24 protein-coding genes are annotated in these 20,937 nt (G+C 63.2%); 9 read left to right on the forward strand and 15 right to left on the reverse strand.

Going from position 1 to position 20,937, the window contains the following annotated elements:
• Positions 1-344: 344 nt before the first annotated feature.
• Both ahpF and ahpC read right to left on the reverse strand, forming a co-directional pair.
• Positions 345-1,931: an alkyl hydroperoxide reductase subunit F gene (gene ahpF, locus AWB65_RS06855; protein WP_087666564.1), complete on the reverse strand. Its 1,587-nt coding sequence runs from the start codon at positions 1,929-1,931 to the stop codon at positions 345-347.
• 86 nt (positions 1,932-2,017) lie between these two features.
• Entirely contained in the window at positions 2,018-2,581 is a 564-nt protein-coding gene (ahpC, locus tag AWB65_RS06860) for an alkyl hydroperoxide reductase subunit C (RefSeq protein ID WP_087666423.1), read from the reverse strand.
• Positions 2,582-2,800: 219 nt separating this feature from the next.
• On the opposite strand from ahpC, the gene AWB65_RS06865 reads away from it, so the two are divergent.
• Positions 2,801-3,496 (forward strand): NADPH-dependent F420 reductase, encoded by a 696-nt coding sequence (locus AWB65_RS06865; RefSeq protein WP_087666424.1) that lies wholly within the window; start codon positions 2,801-2,803, stop codon positions 3,494-3,496.
• A 12-nt stretch (positions 3,497-3,508) separates the two neighbouring features.
• Here the strand turns inward: AWB65_RS06865 and AWB65_RS06870 are convergent, their stop codons facing one another.
• On the reverse strand, positions 3,509-5,125 hold the full coding sequence (locus AWB65_RS06870; RefSeq protein ID WP_087666425.1) for an ABC transporter substrate-binding protein: 1,617 nt from the start codon (positions 5,123-5,125) through the stop codon (positions 3,509-3,511).
• A 235-nt stretch (positions 5,126-5,360) separates the two neighbouring features.
• On the opposite strand from AWB65_RS06870, the gene ribA reads away from it, so the two are divergent.
• Complete coding sequence (ribA, locus tag AWB65_RS06875; RefSeq protein WP_087659313.1) at positions 5,361-6,056, forward strand: GTP cyclohydrolase II; 696 nt, start codon at positions 5,361-5,363, stop codon at positions 6,054-6,056.
• 6 nt (positions 6,057-6,062) lie between these two features.
• Here the strand turns inward: ribA and AWB65_RS06880 are convergent, their stop codons facing one another.
• From AWB65_RS06880 to AWB65_RS06900, 5 genes are all read right to left on the reverse strand, one after another.
• A complete protein-coding gene (locus AWB65_RS06880; protein WP_087666426.1) occupies positions 6,063-6,788 on the reverse strand; it encodes a 2OG-Fe(II) oxygenase in 726 nt (241 codons plus the stop codon).
• Positions 6,789-6,878: 90 nt separating this feature from the next.
• Positions 6,879-7,484, reverse strand: coding sequence for a recombinase family protein (locus AWB65_RS06885; RefSeq protein WP_087666427.1), 606 nt, complete (start codon positions 7,482-7,484; stop codon positions 6,879-6,881).
• Positions 7,485-7,556: 72 nt separating this feature from the next.
• Positions 7,557-8,051: a hemerythrin domain-containing protein gene (locus AWB65_RS06890; RefSeq protein ID WP_087666428.1), complete on the reverse strand. Its 495-nt coding sequence runs from the start codon at positions 8,049-8,051 to the stop codon at positions 7,557-7,559.
• 56 nt (positions 8,052-8,107) lie between these two features.
• A complete protein-coding gene (locus AWB65_RS06895; protein ID WP_087666429.1) occupies positions 8,108-10,417 on the reverse strand; it encodes an ATP-dependent DNA helicase in 2,310 nt (769 codons plus the stop codon).
• Positions 10,418-10,508: 91 nt separating this feature from the next.
• Positions 10,509-10,748: a hypothetical protein gene (locus tag AWB65_RS06900; RefSeq protein WP_087666430.1), complete on the reverse strand. Its 240-nt coding sequence runs from the start codon at positions 10,746-10,748 to the stop codon at positions 10,509-10,511.
• A gap of 225 nt (positions 10,749-10,973) precedes the next feature.
• On the opposite strand from AWB65_RS06900, the gene AWB65_RS06905 reads away from it, so the two are divergent.
• Positions 10,974-12,386: a cytochrome P450 gene (locus AWB65_RS06905; protein ID WP_087666431.1), complete on the forward strand. Its 1,413-nt coding sequence runs from the start codon at positions 10,974-10,976 to the stop codon at positions 12,384-12,386.
• A gap of 91 nt (positions 12,387-12,477) precedes the next feature.
• Entirely contained in the window at positions 12,478-12,612 is a 135-nt protein-coding gene (locus AWB65_RS37615) for a hypothetical protein (RefSeq protein ID WP_268808237.1), read from the forward strand.
• A 13-nt stretch (positions 12,613-12,625) separates the two neighbouring features.
• Here AWB65_RS37615 and AWB65_RS06910 read toward each other — a convergent pair whose 3' ends face one another.
• Positions 12,626-13,438, reverse strand: coding sequence for a transporter substrate-binding domain-containing protein (locus tag AWB65_RS06910; protein ID WP_087666432.1), 813 nt, complete (start codon positions 13,436-13,438; stop codon positions 12,626-12,628).
• Between the two features lie 133 nt (positions 13,439-13,571).
• Between AWB65_RS06910 and AWB65_RS06915 the strand changes: the two genes are divergently transcribed.
• Positions 13,572-13,910: a DOPA 4,5-dioxygenase family protein gene (locus AWB65_RS06915; RefSeq protein WP_087666433.1), complete on the forward strand. Its 339-nt coding sequence runs from the start codon at positions 13,572-13,574 to the stop codon at positions 13,908-13,910.
• Between the two features lie 46 nt (positions 13,911-13,956).
• Here the strand turns inward: AWB65_RS06915 and phaP are convergent, their stop codons facing one another.
• Positions 13,957-14,526: a TIGR01841 family phasin gene (gene phaP, locus AWB65_RS06920; protein WP_087666434.1), complete on the reverse strand. Its 570-nt coding sequence runs from the start codon at positions 14,524-14,526 to the stop codon at positions 13,957-13,959.
• 628 nt (positions 14,527-15,154) lie between these two features.
• Between phaP and AWB65_RS06925 the strand changes: the two genes are divergently transcribed.
• A complete protein-coding gene (locus AWB65_RS06925) occupies positions 15,155-15,358 on the forward strand; it encodes a helix-turn-helix domain-containing protein (RefSeq protein ID WP_235007530.1) in 204 nt (67 codons plus the stop codon).
• On the opposite strand, the gene AWB65_RS06930 is transcribed toward AWB65_RS06925, so the two are convergent.
• Both AWB65_RS06930 and AWB65_RS06935 read right to left on the reverse strand, forming a co-directional pair.
• Positions 15,355-15,579 carry a hypothetical protein gene (locus tag AWB65_RS06930; protein WP_087666435.1) on the reverse strand — a complete coding sequence of 75 codons (225 nt, stop codon included), beginning with the start codon at positions 15,577-15,579 and terminating at the stop codon, positions 15,355-15,357. The two genes, AWB65_RS06925 and AWB65_RS06930, sit on opposite strands and share 4 nt — an antisense overlap.
• Before the next feature lie 39 nt (positions 15,580-15,618).
• Entirely contained in the window at positions 15,619-16,545 is a 927-nt protein-coding gene (locus tag AWB65_RS06935) for a DMT family transporter (RefSeq protein WP_025527748.1), read from the reverse strand.
• 399 nt (positions 16,546-16,944) lie between these two features.
• Between AWB65_RS06935 and AWB65_RS35450 the strand changes: the two genes are divergently transcribed.
• Positions 16,945-17,157: a hypothetical protein gene (locus tag AWB65_RS35450; RefSeq protein WP_125474077.1), complete on the forward strand. Its 213-nt coding sequence runs from the start codon at positions 16,945-16,947 to the stop codon at positions 17,155-17,157.
• A gap of 17 nt (positions 17,158-17,174) precedes the next feature.
• Here the strand turns inward: AWB65_RS35450 and AWB65_RS06940 are convergent, their stop codons facing one another.
• Positions 17,175-17,627 carry a hypothetical protein gene (locus AWB65_RS06940; RefSeq protein WP_087666436.1) on the reverse strand — a complete coding sequence of 151 codons (453 nt, stop codon included), beginning with the start codon at positions 17,625-17,627 and terminating at the stop codon, positions 17,175-17,177.
• Positions 17,628-17,926: 299 nt separating this feature from the next.
• On the opposite strand from AWB65_RS06940, the gene AWB65_RS06945 reads away from it, so the two are divergent.
• Positions 17,927-18,313 (forward strand): hypothetical protein, encoded by a 387-nt coding sequence (locus AWB65_RS06945; protein WP_087666437.1) that lies wholly within the window; start codon positions 17,927-17,929, stop codon positions 18,311-18,313.
• A 450-nt stretch (positions 18,314-18,763) separates the two neighbouring features.
• Complete coding sequence (locus AWB65_RS06950; protein ID WP_087666438.1) at positions 18,764-19,027, forward strand: hypothetical protein; 264 nt, start codon at positions 18,764-18,766, stop codon at positions 19,025-19,027.
• Here the strand turns inward: AWB65_RS06950 and AWB65_RS06955 are convergent.
• Both AWB65_RS06955 and AWB65_RS06960 read right to left on the reverse strand, forming a co-directional pair.
• Entirely contained in the window at positions 19,024-20,052 is a 1,029-nt protein-coding gene (locus tag AWB65_RS06955) for a S1C family serine protease (RefSeq protein WP_087666439.1), read from the reverse strand. The genes AWB65_RS06950 and AWB65_RS06955 overlap by 4 nt on opposite strands.
• A 66-nt stretch (positions 20,053-20,118) precedes the next feature.
• Positions 20,119-20,934, reverse strand: coding sequence for an ATP adenylyltransferase family protein (locus AWB65_RS06960; RefSeq protein WP_087666440.1), 816 nt, complete (start codon positions 20,932-20,934; stop codon positions 20,119-20,121).
• Positions 20,935-20,937: the final 3 nt, after the last annotated feature.

Consider the following 20,937-nt stretch of genomic DNA (forward strand, 5'->3'; position numbering starts at 1 on the left):
TTCCGCAAGACGAGCGATGCCACCGGCAGGCGCGTCGCGCCGCCGCATGTTCAAGCCGAAACGTGGAAAGCGAACCGATGCCGGTTCAGGCGATGCTGCGCGCCGTGCCGGCCTTGTTGCGTTTGCGCCGAACGTGGCGTGGGCCGCGTCCGTCGACGGACTTCATGGGTCCGCACGCACAAGCTGAAGTGCGTAGGCAAACGTTAAAGCGGGGAGCGGAGGCTGGACAGCCCTCTTGAGAAGGGCGAGGAACGAGGGGATTTGATGTGAAATAAGCGCTCAATACGCGAAAAAGCCGCGACCCGAAGGTGCGCGGCTCGTTGCCTTTGGAGCGCGAAACGTTCTTAGCTCACTACTTCCTTGATCTGCATTTCTTCTTCATCGACCGAGCTGCGAATCAGATGATCGAACGCAGCGAGCGATGCCTTCGCGCCTTCGCCGACTGCAATCACGATCTGCTTGAACGGCACGGTCGTCACGTCGCCGGCGGCGAACACGCCGGGCACCGAAGTCGCGCCCTTCGCATCGACGACGATTTCGCCATGACGCGACAGTTCTACCGTGCCCTTGAGCCACTCCGTGTTCGGCACGAGCCCGATCTGCACGAATACGCCTTCCAGATCGATGCGCTTCGTTTCGCCGGAGCGCAGGTCCTTGTACACGAGACCATCGACCTTCTTGCCGTCGCCGGTGATCTCTTGCGTCGCTGCTTGCGTGACGATCGTCACGTTTGCCAGGCTGCGCAGCTTCTTTTGCAACACGGCATCGGCGCGCAACTCCGCGCCAAACTCGATCAGCGTCACCGCGCTCGCGATGCCCGCGAGATCGATTGCCGCCTCGACGCCCGAATTGCCGCCGCCGATCACCGCGACGCGCTTGCCCTTGAAGAGCGGGCCGTCACAGTGCGGGCAATACGCGACACCGTGATTTCGATACTCGCGCTCGCCCGGCACGTTGATTTCACGCCAGCGCGCGCCGGTCGCGAGGACGATCGTCTTTGCCTTCAGCACCGCGCCGTTCGCGAGCCGCACCTCGTTGATGCGCCCGGGGATCAGCGCGTCGGCGCGCTGCACGTCCATGATGTCGACGTCGTAGCGCTTCACGTGCTGTTCGAGCGCGGTCGCGAACTTCGGCCCTTCGGTTTCCTGCACCGAGACGAAGTTTTCGATCGCGAGCGTGTCGAGGACCTGCCCGCCGAAGCGCTCGGCGACGACCCCCGTCGCGATGCCTTTACGCGCCGCGTAGATCGCCGCCGCCGCGCCCGCCGGACCGCCGCCGACGATCAGCACGTCGAAAACCGGTTTCGTTTCGAGTTCCTTCGCGGCCCGGGCGCCGGCGTTGCTGTCGAGCTTCGCGAGGATTTCCTTCACGCCGGTGCGGCCCTGCCCGAACAGTTCGCCATTCATATAGACGGTCGGCACCGCCATGATCTCGCGCGCCTCGACTTCGTCCTGGAACAGCGCGCCGTCGATCGTCACCTGACGGATGCGCGGATTGATGATGCTCATCACGTTCAGCGCCTGCACGACTTCCGGGCAGTTCTGGCATGAGAGCGAGATATACGTTTCAAATTCGTAGTCGCCGTCGAGATTGCGGATCTGTTCGATCACGGCATCGTCAAGCTTGACCGGATGGCCGCCGACCTGCAGCAGCGCCAGTACGAGCGACGTGAATTCATGGCCCATCGGAATGCCGGCGAAGCGTATACCCGCGTCCTTGCCCGGTTCGCCGATGGAAAACGACGGCTTTCGCTCGTCATCGCTATGCTTTTCGATCACCGCGATGCGGTCCGACAGCGAAGCGATTTCCTCGAGCAGGCTCTGCAATTCGCGCGACTTTTCGCCATCGTCGAGGGAGGCGACGATTTCGATCGGCCGGCTGACATTCTGCAAATAGGCTTTCAACTGAGTCTTGAGATTGGCGTCCAGCATGGCGTTTTCGAATTCCGTGACGAGGCGTGTGATGCGCGGACCGGCTGCTTCCAACCGGCCCGCGTCGTGCGAGTGACTCAAGACGCTCAGATCTTGCCGATCAGATCGAGCGACGGCGTGAGCGTCTCGGCGCCCGGCGTCCACTTCGCGGGGCAGACTTCGCCCGGATGCGACGCCACGTATTGCGCGGCCTGCACCTTGCGCAGCAACTCGCCCGCGTCGCGGCCGATGCCGTTGTCATGGATTTCGCACAGCTTGATCTCGCCTTCCGGGTTGATCACGAACGTGCCGCGCAGCGCCATGCCTTCTTCTTCGATCAGAACGTCGAAGTTGCGCGAGAGGGCGAGCGTCGGGTCGCCGATCATCGGGTATTGAATCTTGCCGATCGTGTCCGACGTGTCGTGCCATGCCTTGTGGGTGAAGTGCGTATCGGTCGACACGCCGTAGATCTCGACGCCAAGCTTCTTGAATTCCGCGTAACGGTCGGCCAGATCGCCGAGTTCGGTCGGGCAGACGAACGTGAAGTCGGCCGGGTAGAACACGACGACGGACCACTTGCCTTTGAAGTTCTCCTCCGTCACGTGGACGAAATCGCCCTTGTGGTAAGCGGTTGCCTTGAACGGTTTGACTTGGCTGTTGATGATCGGCATTGCGTGAATCCTTAAGTGGGTGTCGAAGAAGTGAATAAATTATGCGTTTTACCTATCGATTTAAGGAAATCGATTAATTTTATGAACGTCATACGATTTCACTATGGCCCCGATTTGCCATGGTTCAGTCCTGCTCGAAAACCGGACCGGCAGTAAGATCGGTCGCACCGGTCCTGCGCCGTGTGGCGCGGGTTGGCCGAAATCCATCTGGAGGTCGCAATGAAGATAGGCATCATCGGGGCGGGCAATATCGGCGCGGTGCTTGCGCTGCGTTTCGTCGAGCACGGGCACGACGTGAGGATCGGCAACTCGCGCGGGCCGGCGACGCTCGGCGACGTCGAGCAGGAGACTGGCGCCAAGGCGGCCGAACTGAAGGACGTGGTGAAGGGCGCTGACGTGATCGTCGTGACGATTCCGGAGGCGAAGGTGCCGAACTTGCCGAAAGACCTGTTCGCGGACGTGCCGGCGAACGTCGTCGTGATCGATACCGGCAATTACTATCCGCGTCAGCGTGACGGCCGTCTCGCGGGGATCGAGGAGGGCGCGACCGAAAGCCGCTGGGTCGAGCAGCAGATCGGCCGGCCGGTGGTGAAGGCGTTCAACAACATCTACGCGGCGCACCTGCGCAACAAGGGCGCGCCGGCCGGCACGTCGGGGCGCGTCGCGCTGCCGGTCGCGGGCGATGATCCGCAGGCGAAGGCGGTTGTGCTGAAGCTCGTCGATGAAGTGGGGTTCGATGCCGTCGATGCCGGCACCATCGACGAATCGTGGCGCCAGCAGCCCGCGTCGCCCGTCTATACCGGCGATTTCGATGCGGAAGGCGTGAAGGCCGCGCTGGCGAAGGCCGACCCGGCGCGCAAGCCGGATTGGCGCGCCACCGACAAAAGCCCCGGTGACTTCGAAAATCCAGCCTAAGCGTGCGGCAGCCTAGTCCAGCGTGATGCCGTCGAAGCGGTGTCCGCCGAGCGGGCTGATCAGATAGCCGTGCACGCGCTTCGAGATCGGCTGGTACGTGTTGGCGTGCGCGATCGGCGTGTACGGTACCTGATCCTTGAAGACGACCTGCGCTTCCTCGTAAAGCCGCGTGCGCGCTTTCTGATCGGGGACCAGGCGCGCTTTCGCCAGCAAATCGTCGAACTGCTTGTTGCACCACTTCGCCATGTTGCTGCCGTGCACGGCGTCGCAGCCGAGCGTCGTGCCGAGCCAGTTGTCCGGGTCGCCGTTGTCGCCGAGCCAGCCGTAGAGGATCGCGTCGTGCTCGCCGCCCGTCTTCGCGCGCTTGTTGTACTCGGCCCATTCGTAGCTGACGATATTCGCTTTCACGCCGATCTTCGCCCAGTCCGACTGGATCAGTTGCGCCATCAGCCGCGCGTTCGGGTTGTAGCCGCGCTGCACGGGCATCGCCCAGAGGGTGATCGCGAAGCCGTCGGGGAAGCCCGCTTCCTTGAGCAGGGCGCGCGCCTTCGCGGGATCGTACGGCGCGTCCTTCAGCGCCTTGTACGACCACTGCGACGGCGGCATCGGATTCGTCGCGACGGTCGCCGCGCCCTCGTAGACGGTCTTGATGATCGCCTGCTTGTCGACGGCCATGTCGAGCGCACGGCGCACGAGCACGTTGTCGAGTGGCTTGTGCGTCGTGTTGTAGCCGACGTACGCGACGTTGAAACCGACGCCCGACAGCACGGCCAGCTTCGGATCTTTGCGCGCGGTCGCGATATCGGCGGGACGCGCGAACGACGTCAACTGACACTCGCCGCTCGCGAGTTTCTGCATGCGCACGGCGGCATCGGGCGTGATCGAGAAGACGAGCTTGTCGATGTGCAGGTCCTTCTTGTTCCAGTACGTGGGGTTCGCGTCGTAGCGGATCGTCGCGTCCTTCTGATAGTCGCGGAACACGAATGCGCCCGTGCCGACTGGCTTCTGGTTGATGTCCTCGGGCTTGCCGGCTTTGAGCAGTTGCGCGACGTACTCGGCAGAGACGATCGATGCGAATTCCATCGCGATGTTGCGCACGAACACGACATCGGGCGTTTTCAGCGTGAAGCGCACGGTGAAGTCGTCGAGTTTCTCGACCGAGGCGATGTTCTTGTCGTAACCGAGGTCGGTCAGATACGGAAAGCTGACGGGATGCGCTTTCTGGAACGGCTCGTTCGGGTCGATCATGCGCTTGAACGTGAACACGACGTCGTCGGCGTTGAAGTCGCGCGTCGGCTTGAAATACGCCGTCGACTGGAATTTCACGCCGCGTCGCAGATGGAACGTGAAACTCCTGGCGTCCGGCGCCTCGTCCCACTTTTCGGCGAGGCCCGGCACGAGATCGAGCGAGCCGCGCTTGAATTCGACGAGCGTGTCGTAGACCGAGTGCGCGCCTGCGTCGAAATCGGTGCTCGTCGTGTACTGCGCGGAATCGAAGCCGGCGGGGCTGCCTTCGGAGCAGAAAACGATCGTTTTGGTCGCAGCCGATGCCGCTCCAGGCATTACGCCGAGAGTCGCGAAGAGGGAAACGGCGAGGGCGCCGAGGCGGAAATGACGTGATCGGAGCATTGTTCTTGTGCGCACGTTTGGAAGTTGGAAAGCCGCCGGGCGGGCGGGGTCGCCCCGTACTCTACCAAGCGATGAATTTTGTCTGAACCGATGGTTTCTGCTTTCGATAGGCGCATCGCGGCGGCCGTCGAATACCCGCTATCATCGGCCGAAAGGCTGCAAACTTTCCCGAGGGGCTTTAACATGACGTCCCGGGCAGCCGTAATTGCCGGCGCCTAGAACTACCGACTGAGCCATGAAAACCGCTTCCGATTCACTAGACGCACAAGCCGCGGAAGACGCGCAAGCCGTGCAGGACGCCGATCCCCGCTTCGGCCAGTGTCATCCGAATGAAGACGTCGAACTCGCCGCCACCGCGACGATCCCGACGCGCTACGGCACGTTCGCGTCGTATGTCTATCGCGTGAAGCGCACGGACATCGAGCACATTGTGTTCGTCATGGGCGATGTGCGCGGCGGCGAATCCGTGCTTACGCGCCTGCATTCGGAGTGCGTGACGGGCGACGTGTTCGGTTCGTACCGGTGCGATTGCGGCGAGCAACTCGACCTCGCGCTGCGCTATATCGCCGCCGAGGATCGCGGCATTTTGCTGTATCTTCGCGGGCATGAGGGGCGCGGCATCGGCCTCGCGAACAAGATTCGCGCGTATGCGCTGCAGGAGCAGGGGCTCGATACCGTCGATGCGAACCTGCACCTCGGCCTCCCCGACGACGCCCGCGAATACGATTCGTCCGCCGCGATCCTCCGGGCGCTGAACGTGAAATCAGTGCGTCTGATGAGCAACAATCCGTCGAAGTTCGACACGCTGCTCAAGCACGGTATTCCGGTGTGCGAACGCGTTGCGCTGGCAATTCCGATGCGCGAGGAGAACGAGCGCTACATCAAGACGAAGCAAGCGCGCTTCGGCCACTACTTCGACGAAAACGAATGAGCGTGGTCACTGGGCGTCGTGAAAAATGACGCCCAGCGTGTGCCGATGCCCCGAGCGCAGCCGGCTCACGCCATGCCGCAGATTCACGCGATACGCGCCGCGCGTCCCCTGCATCGGCCGGTGATGCACCGCGAAAACCACCGCATCGCCCTGTTTCAGCGGCACCACTTCCGCGCGCGACTGCATGTGCGGCCGCTGCTCCGTCATCACGAATTCGCCGCCGGTGAAATCGCGTCCGGGCTCCGAGAGCAGGATCGCGAGTTGAATCGGGAAGACGTGTTCGCCGTATAGGTCCTGATGCAGGCAGTTGTAGTCGCCCGCGTGGTATTGGAGGATCAGCGGCGTCGGGCGCGTCTGCCCCGCGCGGTGACAGCGTTCAATGAAGTCCGCGTGCCGCGCCGGATAGCGGGCATCGATCTTCATGATGTCGTTCCAGCGGTTCGCCACCGGCGCGAGATGCGGATAGACCGCCGTGCGAAGTCCTTCGATCAGATCCGGCAGTGGATAGCCGAAATACTTGTACTCGCCGCGCCCGAAGCCGTGGCGCTCCATCACGACGCGGCTGCGGTAAAGCGCGTCGCGCGGATATTGATCGATGAGCGCGTCGCACTCGGATGGTGCGAGCAGGCGCTCGATCACCGCGCAGCCGAATTGGTCGAGGTCATCTTCCACGCGCGGCCAGTCGATCGCCTTCACGCGATCCGCGATCGATACTTCCGCCACATCATTCATTGTCAGCTCCTGCCGCTCGTTTCGAATGCGTGCAGTGTCGCTGGTCGTCTGGACAGGAACAAGCCGGGTCTTGCTGTGACATTCGGGAAATCAGGATTCGCCCGGCGTATCCGGCTCGTTGCGCGCGTTGGCGTTGCGCAAACGGATGATCGTCTGCCGCGAGGTGTTGAGCGCCTGCGCGACGGCCGTCACCGTCTTGCCCGCCGCGAGCGCACGCAGCGCCTGCGCGCGCTGCGCATGCGTCAGCGACGCGGGCCGCCCTTGCGGCAAACCCATGCGCTTCGCTTCCGCTGCAGCGGCAAGGGCGCGTGCGCGCTTCGCCATGCGCTCGACTTCGACCGCTAGTTCCAGCGCGCGCAACGGCGAATCGGCACCGCTCGCAGTGAGGCTCGCGCGGCCGAATTCGAGGCACACGGCGTGCGCGTTGCGGTTCGCGAGCGATCTCAATGTGCCCACGATGTCGCCGATGCTGTTGCCGAAGTAATGCAGACGCGTGACCAGCAGCGTGTCGCCCTCGGCGACGCGGCGCAGCGCGCGTTGTAACGCCGGACGATATTCCGCGGCGGTCGACATGCCGCACGAATCCGAGACGACCGCGCTCATGTCGACGAGAAACCCGGCGGCGTCGATGTCGACCAGGTCGCTTTCGAGGACGCTCTCTTCGCCACCGGTGTTCACATACACGATATAAGCCATGAAGCGCGCTCCGTGTCCCTTCCGGCAGTCCGGCCGCTCAGCCGGCCCGCCGGCCCGGAATCGATCACGCGCTCAATGCGCGGTCGCGACTTCGGTGATCTTGTTCTGCAGCGCTTCCTTGCGCGCGACGATTTTTGCGCCAAGCGCCATCAGGTCGATACCGGCCTTGCGCAGCTCGGGAAAAAGCTCTTTCTCTTCTTCCTCGACGTGGTGATTCACGTTCTCCGACAACACCTTGAACGTGGCATCGAAACCGTCGTCGCCGGCGCGCAACTGCGTGAATTTTTCGATCAGCGTCTTGACGAGAAAGTGCTCGACATAGGCTTCGTCGACGTCGTCCTTGTCTTCGCCTTCCAGCGCGCCGCGCGCCGCCGGATAAAGCAGTTCTTCCTCGACCATCGCGTGGATGGTCAGCAGCTCGCAGGCGCGCTGCACGAGCGTCGTCTTGCGCTCGAGGTCGTCTTTTTCGGCGCGCTCGAAGGCGTCGAAAAGCTGCTCGACGGCGCGGTGATCGGCTTCGAGAACGGCGAGTGCGTCTTGTTGCGACGTCGAATTGGCGGTGCTCATGGCGGCTCCTCTGTCTGTTGTGGGTGCCTGACCACAGCAAAGCGAGTGCCCGGGGGTCAGGCGTCGCGCTGGCGCATCACGTCGACTTGCCACCATGCCGGCAGGAGGCGCCGGACTTCGGGCCGCGCAAAGCGATCGTCGATGAGATAAAGCACGCCGCGATCGTCCGGGCCGCGAATCACGCGGCCAGCCGCCTGCACAACCTTCTGCAGGCCGGGGAAAAGATAGGTGTAGTCGTACCCCGCTCCGAACACCGCGTGCATTCGGGCTTTCATCTGCTGATTGACGGCGTTGAGCTGCGGCAGGCCGAGCGTCGCGACAAACGCGCCAACGAGCCGCGTGCCCGGCAGATCGATCGCCTCGCCAAACGACCCGCCCAGCACCGCGAAGCCGATGCCGCGCCCGTCCGGCGCGAAACGCGCGAGAAACGCTTGCTGGTCGGCCTCGTTCATCGCGCGCGCCTGCTCCCAAACCGGCACCGACGGATGGCGCGCCGCAAACGCGCCCGCGACTTGGGCAAGGTAGTCGAAGCTGCTGAAAAAGCTCAGGTAGTTGCCGGGCGCGCGCTCGTACTGCGCGGCGATCAGGTCGACCACGCGCGCCACCGACTGCTCGCGGTCGCGAAAACGCGTCGATATGTCGGCGATCGCGCGCACCTGCAATTGCTCCGCCGCGAACGGCGACGCGACATCGACGCGCGCGCTCGATTCCGGCAGGCCGAGCGTGTCGCTGTAGAAATGCGCGGGCGTGAGCGTCGCGGAAAAGAGGGCGACCGAGTGCGCGCGCGCGAAACGCGGCGCCAGATGCGGCGCCGGTATCACGTTGCGCAGGCACAGCACGGCGTTCGGCGCGGTCGAGCGAGTGCGGGAGCCAAGCGTCACGTCGAAGATCGAATGCGACTCGAAACGCTCGGCGATGCGCACAAAATGCATCGCGTCGAAATAGAAGCGCAGCGTCTCGGGGGCGAAGGCGTCGGGGTATTCGGCGACGAAATCCGTCATTTGCGAGATCGCCTGTTCCAGCGCGGCGATGAAGCGCTCGGGGAGGGTCGCGTGGGCGGTGTATTCGGCCGTCTGTTCGGCCTTGATTTCCTTCCAGTTTTTCGCGATGCGCGAGAACACGCGCTTGAGCGGCGCGGGTGCGCCGCGGCGCATCGCGTCGAAGGCCGCCTGGTCGAGCGTCGCGGAATACATGCCGCGCGCCCGGTCGACGAGGTTGTGCGCCTCGTCGACCAGCACGCTCACGCGCCAGCGATTCGCCTCGGCGAGCGCGTATAGCATGGCGCTGGAGTCGAAGTAGTAGTTGTAGTCGCCGACGATCACGTCGCTCCAGCGCGACATCTCCTGGCTCAGGTAATAGGGGCAGACGTCGTGATTCAGCGCGACCTGGCGCAGCGCGGCCTTGTCCAGCCGGGCGGCGTCGAGCGCGTCGGCACGCGCGGCGGGCAGGCGATCGTAGAAACCGCGCGCGAGCGGACACGATTCGCCGTGACACGCGCGGTCGGGGTGCTCGCAGGCTTTGTCGCGCGCGACGAGTTCGAGTACGCGCAGCGGGGCTTGTAGCGTAGTCATCGCATCGAGCGCTAACTGGCGGCCCGCGCTTTTCGCCGTCAGGAAGTAGATCTTGTCGAGCTGCTGCGCCGGCCAGGCCTTCAGCAGCGGAAAAAGCGTGCCGACCGTCTTGCCGATGCCGGTCGGCGCCTGCGCCATCAGGCAGCGCTTCGCCACCGCCGATCGATACACGGCCGCCGCCAGTTCGCGCTGTCCCGGCCGGAACGACGGATGCGGAAAGGCGAGGGCCGTGAGCGCAGCGTCGCGCGCACCGCGATGCGCGATTTCCTGCGCGGCCCACGCGATGAACCGCTCGCATTGATCGACGAAATGCACGCGCAGCGCCTCGGCGGACTGCGTTTCAACGAAAACGGTTTCCTTCTGGCTCGCGATATCGAAATACACGAGCGCGACGCGGATTTCCGTCAGGCCGAGTTTTCGGCATAAAAGCCATCCGTAGACCCGCGCCTGCGCCCAGTGAAGATGCCGGTGATTGGCGGGTATCGCATCGAGTTTTCCGCGATACGTCTTGATCTCTTCGAGCTGGTTGGCGGCGGGATCGTAGCCGTCGGCGCGGCCGCGCACCCGCAGCGGTCCGTGGATGTCGGTCAGCGTGACTTCGGTCTGATAACCCGCCGGACGACGCGCCGTAACCGCAGCATGTCCGGCGATGCCTTCCAGCGCGGTCGGCGAGGGCGTGAAGCGTAGGTCGAGATCGCCGCGCTTGGCGGTGAATTCGCACAGCGCGCGAACCGCAACGACATAGCCGTCTGCGGCGTCCGGTTCAGTATCCTTTTGAGTGACTACTGTATGCATGCACAGTAGTCTAGCATTTAAAGCTTTTCGGTAATACCCAATTAATCAATTGCGGCCGGTAAAAGCAAACGCTTTTCCGGCCGCATTCGAATTACTGCTGCGCTTCCATCGTTTCACCGGCGCGCATGGCTTTGGCGAGACTCGCATCGTCGGGCGCCTTCGTGGCTGCCTGCTCGGCGGCGACGGTTTGCGCGCTCATGCCGCGTTGCGAGGCGGGCGCGCCGTCATCGGCAGTGTAGTAGGGCGCCGGGCCATAGCCGCTTGCGAAGGCCGGCGTGGCGACGATCGCGGCCGCAGCGATCAGGAGAGACGTCAATTGTTTGCTCTTCATGGTGGTACTCCAAGTAGGGTTTCAAAGGGTCCACTTCATTGGCCTTGCTTCACTGTCTATTTGCTTTCGACCTGCTGAAATGTGAAGGCAGTGTAATTGCCGTCCAATTAAAATTAATCCCCTCTGAAGAGCACATTAATTCGGGTATATCGGCGATTTAATTAGGCATTGATTTTTCCCAATGTCCTATGCTGATTCGAAACGGCAAACAAGAGGACGAGTGCAATGGCAGCCCATGCGCGATTGCGACAATTGCAGGATCTGCCGTCACCGTCCGGCTTGCCGCTGATCGGAAACGCGTTGCAGTTGCAGCCATCCACTCTGCATACGACGCTTGAGCAATGGGCGCGCAAACTCGGCTCGCCGTATCGATACCGGGTCGGCAACACCCATGTGATCGTCTGGACGCAAGCTGAACTGTGCCAGTCGGTCCTGCGCGAGCGGCCGCATCTGTATCGACGCATCGCGCCGATCGAGTCCGTGCTCGGCGAGATCGGCATCAACGGCCTCTTTTCCGCTGAGGGCGCCGCGTGGGAACCGCAGCGGCGGCTCATCATGCAGGCGCTGTCGATCTCGAACATCAAGGCGTTCTATCCGACGCTCGCCGGCATCACCGAGCGCTTCCGGCAGCGCCTGCAACGCGCGGCGGCACAGGGCAAATCGCTTGAAATGACCGACGAGCTCAAGCGCTATACCGTCGATGTAACGAGTTCGCTCGCGTTCGGCGAGGACCCGAACACGCTGGAGCAGGAGGGCGGCGTCATCCAGGAACGGCTCGCGCTGATCCTGCCCGCCGTCATGCGCCGCGTGAGCGCGCCGTTTCCGTACTGGCGATACGTCCGCCTGCCGAGCGATCGCAAGCTCGATCGCGCGATGATCGACGTGCATCGCTTTGTCCACGACATGATTGGACGCGCGCGCGAACGGATGCGCGACGCTCCCGGCGACGCCCCGCGCAATCTGCTCGAAGCGATGCTGGTCGCGCGCGACACGCCTGGCTCCGGCGTCACCGACGCGCAGGTCGCCGCGAACGTTCTCACGCTGCTGATCGCGGGCGAGGATACGACCGCCAACACGATCGCCTGGTCGCTGATGTACATCGCCGCGGACCCGGCGTTGCAACAGCGCCTTGGCGACGCATCGCGCACGGCGTTCGGCGGCCAGCGCGTGTGTCCGGACTATGGGAGGCTGAAACAACTGGATCTATGCGAGGCAGCGAGCAACGAGGCGAGCCGGCTCCGGCCGGTCGCGGTGATTCTCGGCTTCGAGCCGCTGGAGGATGTGTGCCTCGACGGCATCGCCGTGCCCGCCGGGACGTGGGTCTTCTTCCTCACGCGCCCGCCGATGCTGGAGCCGGCGAATTTCGCGCACCCTGAGCGCTTCGATCCCGACCGATGGATGCATCTCCACGATCCTTCGCGCGGGGCGCACGAACAACGCGCGTACCTGACCTTCGGCGGCGGCCCGCGCGTTTGTCCTGGACGTTACCTCGCAACGGTAGAAATCCGGCTGGTATTGTCGATGATCGCGGCGAACTTCGACATTTCGATGGCCATCGACCCCGCGACGATCACCGAAATCTCCGCCTTCACGATGGTCCCAAGCCGCATGCCGATGCATCTGAAACCGCGCGCCTGAATGCGGAATAATCCGGCGCCGCGGCGCGTTTTATCGGTGGGTGTCGCGCAGGGCCGCCGGCTCGGCACGGTCCGGCCCGTGGAGAAATCGCATGAAACTCGTTCGTATCGTATCGATCCTGCTTGCCGCGCTCGCGGTCACGCTCGCCGGATGCCAGACCGACGGCACCGGCGCGAGCACCGGCCAATCCGGCTCGATGTACAAGGGCGGCGGAGGCGGGTACTAAGTCCCGCGCGAGACTAGTCGAGCGTCTGCGCGACCTGCTGCGGCAGCGGCACGTGCAGCCATTTCTGCACGATCGCGTTCAGTTCGCCGTTTTTCTTGGCATCGGTGAGCGCGCCGTTCACGCGTGCGAGCAGCTTCGGCTCGTTCTTGTTCAGGCCGACGCGGCACGACGATTCGTGGATCACGTACTTGAGCACCGGCTTGTTGGGCGCATCGGCGGGCATCATCGACGCGAGTTTCGTCGCGACGAAATCGCCCGTGCCGATCAGCGGCACCTGACCCGACACGTACGCGGAGATCATGCCGTTGTTGTCGTCGTAGCGCTTGATCGTCGCGCTCGGCGGCGCGCTCTTCGTGATCATCAGGTCCTGGAACGTGCCGCGCGCGACGCCGACCGTCTTGCCGGCGAGATCGGCGGGGCCGTCGACTTTCATGCTCGCCGGGCCGAACACGCTGTTGTTGTAAGGCGAGTAGGGCTGCGAGAAGTCGATGACCTTGTCGCGCTCGGCGTCCTTGCCGAGCGTCGAGATCACGAGATCGACCTTCTTTGTTTGAAGATAAGGAATGCGGTTCGCGCTCGTGACGGGCACCAGTTCGAGCTTCGCGCCGAGCTTCTTCGCGAGCAGCGCGGCAACGTCGATGTCGAGTCCTTCGACCTGCATGCTCGGCCCCACGGACCCGAACGGCGCGAAGTCCTGCGGGACGGCCACGCGCAGCACGCCGCGTTTTTCGATGTCGTCGAGCGTGTCGGCGTGAGCCGATGCCGAGTGCATCAGCACGGTGAATGCGATTGCGCCTGCCTGCAACCAGAGCTTCGATATTTTCATGCGTCGCCTGAGCGTGGTTTTAAGGAAGGCTCGAATATCGCACGAAAAAAAGGCGGCGGCAGGCGGACGAGGGCGCCGCTAGAATCGCATCGACGGCCGTTCTTCTCGGCCGCGAAACGCAAAGAGGCCTGGAATGACGCAAATCGCGAGCTGGCACGCACACATCTACTTCGATGCCACGACGCGCGATGCCGCGTGGCAACTGCGCGAAGCGATCGAAGCGCATTTCGCGGACACCCTGACGATGGGACGCTTTCACGAGCGGCCCGTCGGACCGCATCCGATGTGGTCGTATCAGTTGGGGTTCGGGAGCGCGCGGCTCACGGAGGTCGTCGAGTGGCTGGCGATCAATCGCGACGGCCTCGACGTGTTCCTGCATCCGAATACCGGCGACGCGCTGGTCGATCATCGCGATCGCGCGGTGTGGATCGGGCGATCGCATGAACTGGTGCTGGAGAATCTGGGGCCGTAAAAAAAGCGAGCACGGAGGCTCGCTTTTATTGGCGCGTGCGCGCTGATTACTTCTTGCTGCTCGCGGCCTTGCCGGCGGCGACCAGTTGCGTCGCGCTCTTCGATGCGGCGCTCGCATTCGTTTCCGCTGCCTCGACCACATCCTTCGCGGCCTTCTTGGCGGCTTCGTACGCCGAGTTCGCCGATTCGGCAGCTGCGCCGAACGCCGACTTCCACGCGGTCACGACGGCTTCGCTGCCAGCCGGTGCGTTCTTCGCGATGCTGTCGACGTACGCTTGCGCGTCGTCCTGCGACTTCTTCAGTTGCGCTTCGGCGGCGGCGGCGAACACGCTGCGCGTACCGTTCACGACGGCGTACACGTCGCGCCAGTAAGCCTGCAAGCGCTCGGCGCCGGCTTGAGCCTGGCTCGTTTGCAGCGCGATCAGTTCTTGCGGGTCACGCACGGAGAGTGCCTTGCCAACCAGTTCCTGGCTTTCCGCAAGCGACGTACGCACGGTCTGGACATTCAGCCCGACCAGTTTTTCGAAACCTTCAAACGATTTGGCGGCGAGACCGTAAAAGGTGTCGAAGCCCGCTTTCTGTGATGCGACGATTTGCTCGGGGGCAAGACTGCTCATCTGTAAACTCCAGGTTGAGAAAAGTGATGGTCTACTTTGTTTGTAGCTGCGTTTGTTGCGGCGCAGCGAAAAGAGACATTCTAGGGATTAATTTGCCCGTGTCAATTGCGTTTTCCCTGCTTGACTGCAGATTGCTAATGACCAGGGTGCACAAATGTTCATGAAACGAACGAATATTTAATAACGTCCGTTCGTTATATATGCCGTCTGTGGCTTGTCGCACGGGCGTTCAGGGCCTGAATGCTAAACTGCGCTCCAAGCCTTATGAATACTGACGCGCGCAGAATCGATCCGCGTAAACACTTACGTCGAAACCGGGCATTCAAACGGCTTTCACTCTTGACAGCCGAAAATCGGTTATCGAAAATTCATGCGCTGCAGCAAGTGCCTCATTAATCGGCCTCCGACGCAGCCGGTCCTTAACTGGTATTTAAACAAGCATGTCACGATGCAGTCATCGTGAGCAGTCAGTATTTCATTGGGCGGCAAGTCAGCGCTCAATGGCATAAATATAAATCGAGAGACATTACGCAAAATGGGGCGAACTTCCCAAACCCTCGGACACCTGGAACGCAGTCACGAGGACAACGCACTCCGCCGCGCCATCGCGGCGCGACTCGACAGGACCATGCAGAAGGCAGGTGTCAGTTCGGCGAAGGCCGCGAACTGGCTCGACGTCAGCGAAGACGATGTCCAGTTCTGGCGGCGCGGCATCACCGTTCCGCCGCTGCACGCGTTCAACCGTATCGCGCGGACGCTCGACGTCGACGTCCACTGGCTCTGCACCGGGCAGTCGCAAGCGGCGCCGCGCGTCGAAAGCGTAGGCCTCTAGGACAGCGTCGCGAGCACGTTCGACAGGCGTCGGACGTGCGCCTTGAACGCGTCGCTCGTTTCACGATCGGTGGTCAGAAGATGCGACGTTTCGGCGATCGCGGCCTGTTCGTGGAAGTCGCCGACGATCTTGTCGCGTACGTCCGGCGAGAGCGACCGGACGATGGAAACCAGCAGGGATTCTTCCGCGTGAAGCATGCCCAGAATCGAACGCGTGTCCATGTGATGCTCCTTTGAACGTGCAGTGCGTAAGTCACGGCGCTAGACCTGCTGCTGCGTCCGTCCATGCAACAGTACCGTGCCGATACCGCTCACCGCGATCACGGCCATGCCGATCGCCATCCATTTGTCGGGCACCTGGCCGAAAACCGCCCAGCTGAAAAACGCAGCGAACGCAAGCTGAGCATAGCCGAAGGGCGTCAGCACAGAGAGCGGCGTGCGCTTTAGCGCCTGCAGCATCAGCGATTGCCCGAGGGTCGCCATCGTCGCCATCAGGGCAACGAGGGTCCACGTGCCGAAGCTCACTTGCGCGATCGCAGGCATCGTCTCGGCCTGGTCCATCCACACGAGCACGCACAGCACGATGGTCGCGACGAGCGCCGTCAGGAAGTTCGTCGTGACGGGGTCCTCGGTGCGCGACAGATGGCTCGATATGACCTGGAAGCACGCGAAGGTCGTCGCGGCGGCGATCGGAAAGATCACGGTCCATGTGAACGCCGTGCCGCCTGGCCGCACGACGAGCAGCATGCCGATGAATCCGAGCACGACCATCGCCCACTTGCTGCGGGGAACGTCGTCTTTCAGGAGCGTGGCCGCGAGCATCGTCGAAATGAGCGGGGCCATCATGGCGAGCGAAGTCGTGACGGGCAGCGGCAGAAAGCGCAGTCCCGCGAACGTGCATGCCGAATTGGTGAGCAGGAGAATGGCGCGCAGCACTTGCAGCTTGACGCTGGCGGTGCGAAACGAGGCGAAGTCACCGGCTCGCGCGAGCCACGTGCCGAGCACGATCATCTGGAACAGGTAACGCACCCAGAGCAGCACGAGCAGCGGCACGGTCACGCCAATCACTTTTACCGTCGAATCGCTGGCGGCGAACGCAGCCGTCGTCAGGATCATGATCGCGATGCCGGCGCCGGGGCCGTCCATGTCGATCCTGAAGCGCGGGCGGCCGTCCTCTATCGCTGCCATGTCTTGTCCGTCAATCTGCTCTCCCTTGCAGCGCACGTTGCTGCGCCTTCAGCGGCGCACCCGGCGATTGTCCGGTGATCTCGCAGATGAGGCAAGGCGCCAGGCGCGCGTGTCGTTTTCGCTCGCTGTGTGATGAATCGAACGTACTCGCGAAGAGGAACGAGCACCGGCGCACGGACCCGGCGGCACGTCAGCGCTATTGTTCAATTACGGTTTATCAGCCGGTGAAAACCGCCTGAGCCGTAGTGGCGCGCGGGTTCCGAAGCCATCGTGGGCGAGTCTCGCCTACATCGGCTCGACCGTGTTGCTATTTTGCGAAATAGGCTACTCCTCCGGGTATTTGCGACCTACACTTAAAGTGAAATCTCAAGTAATCGGATGATGTTGCGGGAGGCTGCGATGAGAACCAGGACGCGTCAGGTCGTGCGGATGCTTGCGGACATGCGGCATGCGGCGCATTGCAGGGCATTGCGGTATACGGCGACCCAGGAAGCCATGCGCCTCGCGGAAAACGAGGCCGACGCGGATGCCGCGCAGTCGCCCGAAGCCTCCGATGCAACGAGCGACCCGCATTCGATCGATACCGTGAAACGAAGTCCCGATCTGCACTGAGCAGATAACCCCCACCGTCAGCGCGGCGTTCGAGCCGTGCTTCGATAGGGCGAAAAACGCCAGTGACCGGAGCCGTCCTTCACCGCGACGGCGCCGTGCTCGTGCAGCACCTCGCCGATGGCGGCGGCCTTGATGTCGTCGCTGAGTTTGATCACGAGCAGCGTGCGTTCGCGGCAGTCGGGCGTCTGCGTGTCATCGCGGGTAAGCGCTTCGGGCAGCTTGACGCTGGCGGCGGAGAACCGGTTGCTTGCGCCGGTCACGCCCTGATGTTCGCCGTGTCCTGCATATTCGGCATCGTCCTCGCGATGCGTTTCATGGATTGCAAAGGTGTCGTCGTCGATTGCGGTATCGGCATGGCCCGCGCGGTAGAGATGGGCGTCGTCACGTTTGAGGCCCGCCAGTTGCAGCGCGCGCAGCGCCTCGTGTCCATCCCGATACGATGCGAAAACTCCCACTATCACCTGGTTCATCGTCTCTCCCTCCCACGGGTGTCGAGTTATGGGCGCGGCTCTCGTCGAACATTTTTTTACCGCGGCCTTTCTTCATATAACTGACAGCAACGCGCATTCCCGCCATCTGGGTAAATGAACGAATCGATGTGATTAAAGATAGGCCGAAGAAAATGCCTGACGATCGTTCTAAAGCAAAGGGAATAGCGACGGCAGATGCATTCGGCGCCCTGTTGCAGCTAAACTGCCGATCACCTAAGCTCCAATGAGTGCCACATGAAGACGTCTTCAGCCCCTGGCCGCCCCGTCGCGAGGTTGGAATGACAGCGAAAGCCTGCGCTTATGCACTCTTGCTGCTGACGGCGTCTGCATCAGCAGCCCCTTGTTATTCCGATGGCGACGTCGTCACGCTCGAAGGCACGGCGACGCGTCAGGCCGCCCGACAGGCAGCCAGCGACGCAAGCGCCACCGCGAAGCCCGTCTGGGTGCTGTCGCTCGCAAGCCCGGTCTGCGTCGAATCCGCTTCGGCCACGCAAGGCCAGCGACAACAGAGCACGGTATCGCTCGTCCAGATCATCGACACCACGCCGACCGAGAACGCGCGCATCCAGTTGACGGGCAAGCTCGTCACTGGAAACGTAAGCGGGTACTACGCGGTGCCGACCGCGATCTGGGTGCTCAGGGAACGCGTGCTGCGAGCGCAGTGAGCGAAGGTCTTTACGACCGGGCTAAAGCTGGCTGAGACCGGCTCCATTGCGCGACGACGTCGTGCAAGGTCTGGTGTTCGAGTCCGCGTTCCTCGGCAAAGCGGACGATGTCATCAAGTTGTTTTCCGGTGCAGCGAAACGCTTCGCGCGTGGACGACGGGCAGTCTGTTTGCATGGGCATGGCAATCCTTTTGTTAGGGCCTTTTCCCTTCTTTCAGCAGCGGCTTTTTTGTGTCGCGCTGCATGTCTTGCATTAAGCCGCAGCGCCGTCGCCGCTACTGGCTGCTACCGCACACAATCTCTCATACGATTCGCACGTTCCTCTCGAATGGAATAAAACCGCTGCGCCTTACGTTTATCAAACGGGCATCGTTCGCGCGCTGGTTTTATCGACAGGCATCCCAAGGCGTGTGCGGACCATGCACGCGGATGCGCGGACAAGGAGGACATGTGAGCGTCGAAGCGTTCCAGCAACAAGAGCTGGCTCACATCGAGAGGATGATCGTCGAGCTCGAGCGCGTGCCCGCGCATTGGCACGGCGTAGGCGCGCACAATCCCGTCATGCAGCGCGAATACTGGCGCCAGCGCATCCACGCGCTGATGAATTCGCCCGATGCCGCCGACTCGGTCGTCCGGCAGGCGTCGGCGCTGCTCGAACGGCTGGCGGGCTCATCGAACGGGCGCGGGCATGCGGCCGGACCGCGCGATTTCTAGGACGCCTGTTCGACCGGCGTCACGATGAGATCGAGCTTCTGCACGCCACGCAGCACGGCGACGTTCACCGCACGCTCGATACGGGAAGCATCGAGCGTGCGCTGCAAGGCATCGACGCTGTCCACTTCGAGGCCGTCCACGGCGACGATGACGTCGTCGGTGCGCAGCCCGCCGAGCGCCGCCGGACTGCCCTTGACGATCTCCATCACGTGCACGCCGCTCTCCGACTCGAGGCCGAAGTAGCGCTGCTTGCGCCGCGAAACCGGCACGGTCGTGCCCGCCACGCCGATGTACGCGCGCCGCACGCGGCCGTGCGCGAAGATCTGCATGATCACCCACTTGGCGGTGTCGATCGCGATCGCGAAGCAGATCGCCTGCGCGCCCTGGATCACGGCCGTGTTCACGCCGATCACCTGTCCCGCCGAGTTGATGAGCGGGCCTCCCGAGTTGCCCGGATTAAGTGCGGCATCGGTCTGGATTACGTCTGGGATCATGCGGCCCGACTCCGAGCGCAGCGACCGCCCGAGCGCCGATACGACGCCTGTCGTCACGGTCTGCGCGAGGCCGAGCGGATTGCCGACCGCGATCGCGATCTGTCCGACCGCAAGGCGCCCCGAGTCGCCCAGTTCGACGTGCGGCAACGGTTCGGGCGAGCCGATGCGCAGCACGGCGAGGTCGCTGCCGGGGTCTTCGCCGACGAGATCGGCGTCGAACCTGGTGCCGTCGGCGAGCGTCACGCGGATCTGCGTCGCGCCGTGCACGACGTGGCTGTTCGTCAGCAGAAAGCCGTCGGGCGTGAAGATGAAGCCCGAGCCCGTGCCGCCGCGCGCGCTGCGGCCGCGCGTGTCGCCGGGCAGGCTGCGCTCGACGGAGATGAAGGCGACGGCCTGTTTCACGCGCGCGAGCGCGCCGATGACCGTGCGGGAATAGGCGTCGAGGAGGGCGTGGTCGTCGAGCGCGAGCGGCTGGCTCTCGTCCGGCACGCCCCGCGACAGATCGTCGATGAAGTGGGGACGGCTTCCCATGGTCGGGCTCCGGAAAAATGGATACCGAGTTGCGGGGCGGCGACGGCTATTTCAAGATGGGTTTTTTCAGCGACTGGGCGCGATGCCCGCGCGGCGCAGTACGTTCATCGGCCCGAGGCGCTCGACGTTGCGCATCTGGGCCTCGTCGCGCACGAAAAGCGATCCTGCGAAACCGAGCGCATTGACCGCGATGTCCTCGACTTGCGACACCGAGCGCGGCACGAGCAGCATCCAGTCGCGCGTGCAGAGGAGGTTGTAGGGCATCGGCTGTAAGGGTTCTACTAGCGCCTGGTATTGCTCCAGCGCGTTTTTTCCCGTTGCATCCAACCGCGCGAATGCATGCGCGAAGGGCAGGCCGGGCACCGTGCCGGAGCAAGCGGCCGCGAGAAGCGGTTCGATCGGCAGCGCGGAGTCTGAACGCCCGAGCGGCAACGGCACGATCTGCAAATGCTTGTGCGGCTGGCTCGCGCCGGCTTCGGGGCCGCTGTTGTAGAAGCCGAGGCCGTCGATTTGCGTAAGGCACGCGAAGAGGGCGTCGAAGTCGGTGGCGTCGAGGAGCGCTTGCTGCGGCTCGAACTCTCGCGTGACGATCAGCAGATGATGATCGATGACGTTGAACTTGTTCAGCAGCAGGATGTGCCGCTCGCCGATATCCGCGACGACGAGGTTGTCATCGCACGGAAAGAACGGATTCGACGGCGCGGCTGTTTGCATCGTGCGAGCCTCCTTCTTGCGCGCGACGCTCGATACCTGCCGAACGAGAAACGGCACGCCCGCGTCTTCGATCGTCTTCTCGATCGTCGCGATCGGACGCAGAGCGCCACAGGCGAGCGCGTGCTGCGTCTGTCGGAGGATCGCGGGCCAGAGAGTGGGCGTTGTCATTTT

The organism is Caballeronia humi (genome assembly GCF_001544475.1).
GTDB classification, from domain to species: domain Bacteria; phylum Pseudomonadota; class Gammaproteobacteria; order Burkholderiales; family Burkholderiaceae; genus Caballeronia; species Caballeronia humi.

Bases quoted from the DNA above. Each gene is read 5' to 3' on its own strand.
- AWB65_RS06910 (WP_087666432.1), bottom strand. From the start codon at position 13,438: ATGAAAATATCGAAGCTCTGGTTGCAGGCAGGCGCAATCGCATTCACC.
- AWB65_RS06865 (WP_087666424.1), top strand. From the start codon at position 2,801: ATGAAGATAGGCATCATCGGGGCGGGCAATATCGGCGCGGTGCTTGCG.
- AWB65_RS06955 (WP_087666439.1), bottom strand. From the start codon at position 20,052: ATGGGAAGCCGTCCCCACTTCATCGACGATCTGTCGCGGGGCGTGCCG.
- AWB65_RS06925 (WP_235007530.1), top strand. From the start codon at position 15,155: ATGCAGAAGGCAGGTGTCAGTTCGGCGAAGGCCGCGAACTGGCTCGAC.
- ahpC (WP_087666423.1), bottom strand. From the start codon at position 2,581: ATGCCGATCATCAACAGCCAAGTCAAACCGTTCAAGGCAACCGCTTAC.
- AWB65_RS06880 (WP_087666426.1), bottom strand. From the start codon at position 6,788: ATGAATGATGTGGCGGAAGTATCGATCGCGGATCGCGTGAAGGCGATC.
- AWB65_RS06890 (WP_087666428.1), bottom strand. From the start codon at position 8,051: ATGAGCACCGCCAATTCGACGTCGCAACAAGACGCACTCGCCGTTCTC.
- AWB65_RS06870 (WP_087666425.1), bottom strand. From the start codon at position 5,125: ATGCTCCGATCACGTCATTTCCGCCTCGGCGCCCTCGCCGTTTCCCTC.
- AWB65_RS06900 (WP_087666430.1), bottom strand. From the start codon at position 10,748: ATGAAGAGCAAACAATTGACGTCTCTCCTGATCGCTGCGGCCGCGATC.
- AWB65_RS06885 (WP_087666427.1), bottom strand. From the start codon at position 7,484: ATGGCTTATATCGTGTATGTGAACACCGGTGGCGAAGAGAGCGTCCTC.
- ahpF (WP_087666564.1), bottom strand. From the start codon at position 1,931: ATGCTGGACGCCAATCTCAAGACTCAGTTGAAAGCCTATTTGCAGAAT.
- ribA (WP_087659313.1), top strand. From the start codon at position 5,361: ATGAAAACCGCTTCCGATTCACTAGACGCACAAGCCGCGGAAGACGCG.
- AWB65_RS35450 (WP_125474077.1), top strand. From the start codon at position 16,945: ATGAGAACCAGGACGCGTCAGGTCGTGCGGATGCTTGCGGACATGCGG.
- AWB65_RS37615 (WP_268808237.1), top strand. From the start codon at position 12,478: ATGAAACTCGTTCGTATCGTATCGATCCTGCTTGCCGCGCTCGCGGTC.
- phaP (WP_087666434.1), bottom strand. From the start codon at position 14,526: ATGAGCAGTCTTGCCCCCGAGCAAATCGTCGCATCACAGAAAGCGGGC.
- AWB65_RS06960 (WP_087666440.1), bottom strand. From the start codon at position 20,934: ATGACAACGCCCACTCTCTGGCCCGCGATCCTCCGACAGACGCAGCAC.
- AWB65_RS06895 (WP_087666429.1), bottom strand. From the start codon at position 10,417: ATGCATACAGTAGTCACTCAAAAGGATACTGAACCGGACGCCGCAGAC.
- AWB65_RS06945 (WP_087666437.1), top strand. From the start codon at position 17,927: ATGACAGCGAAAGCCTGCGCTTATGCACTCTTGCTGCTGACGGCGTCT.
- AWB65_RS06905 (WP_087666431.1), top strand. From the start codon at position 10,974: ATGGCAGCCCATGCGCGATTGCGACAATTGCAGGATCTGCCGTCACCG.
- AWB65_RS06930 (WP_087666435.1), bottom strand. From the start codon at position 15,579: ATGGACACGCGTTCGATTCTGGGCATGCTTCACGCGGAAGAATCCCTG.
- AWB65_RS06935 (WP_025527748.1), bottom strand. From the start codon at position 16,545: ATGGCAGCGATAGAGGACGGCCGCCCGCGCTTCAGGATCGACATGGAC.
- AWB65_RS06915 (WP_087666433.1), top strand. From the start codon at position 13,572: ATGACGCAAATCGCGAGCTGGCACGCACACATCTACTTCGATGCCACG.
- AWB65_RS06940 (WP_087666436.1), bottom strand. From the start codon at position 17,627: ATGAACCAGGTGATAGTGGGAGTTTTCGCATCGTATCGGGATGGACAC.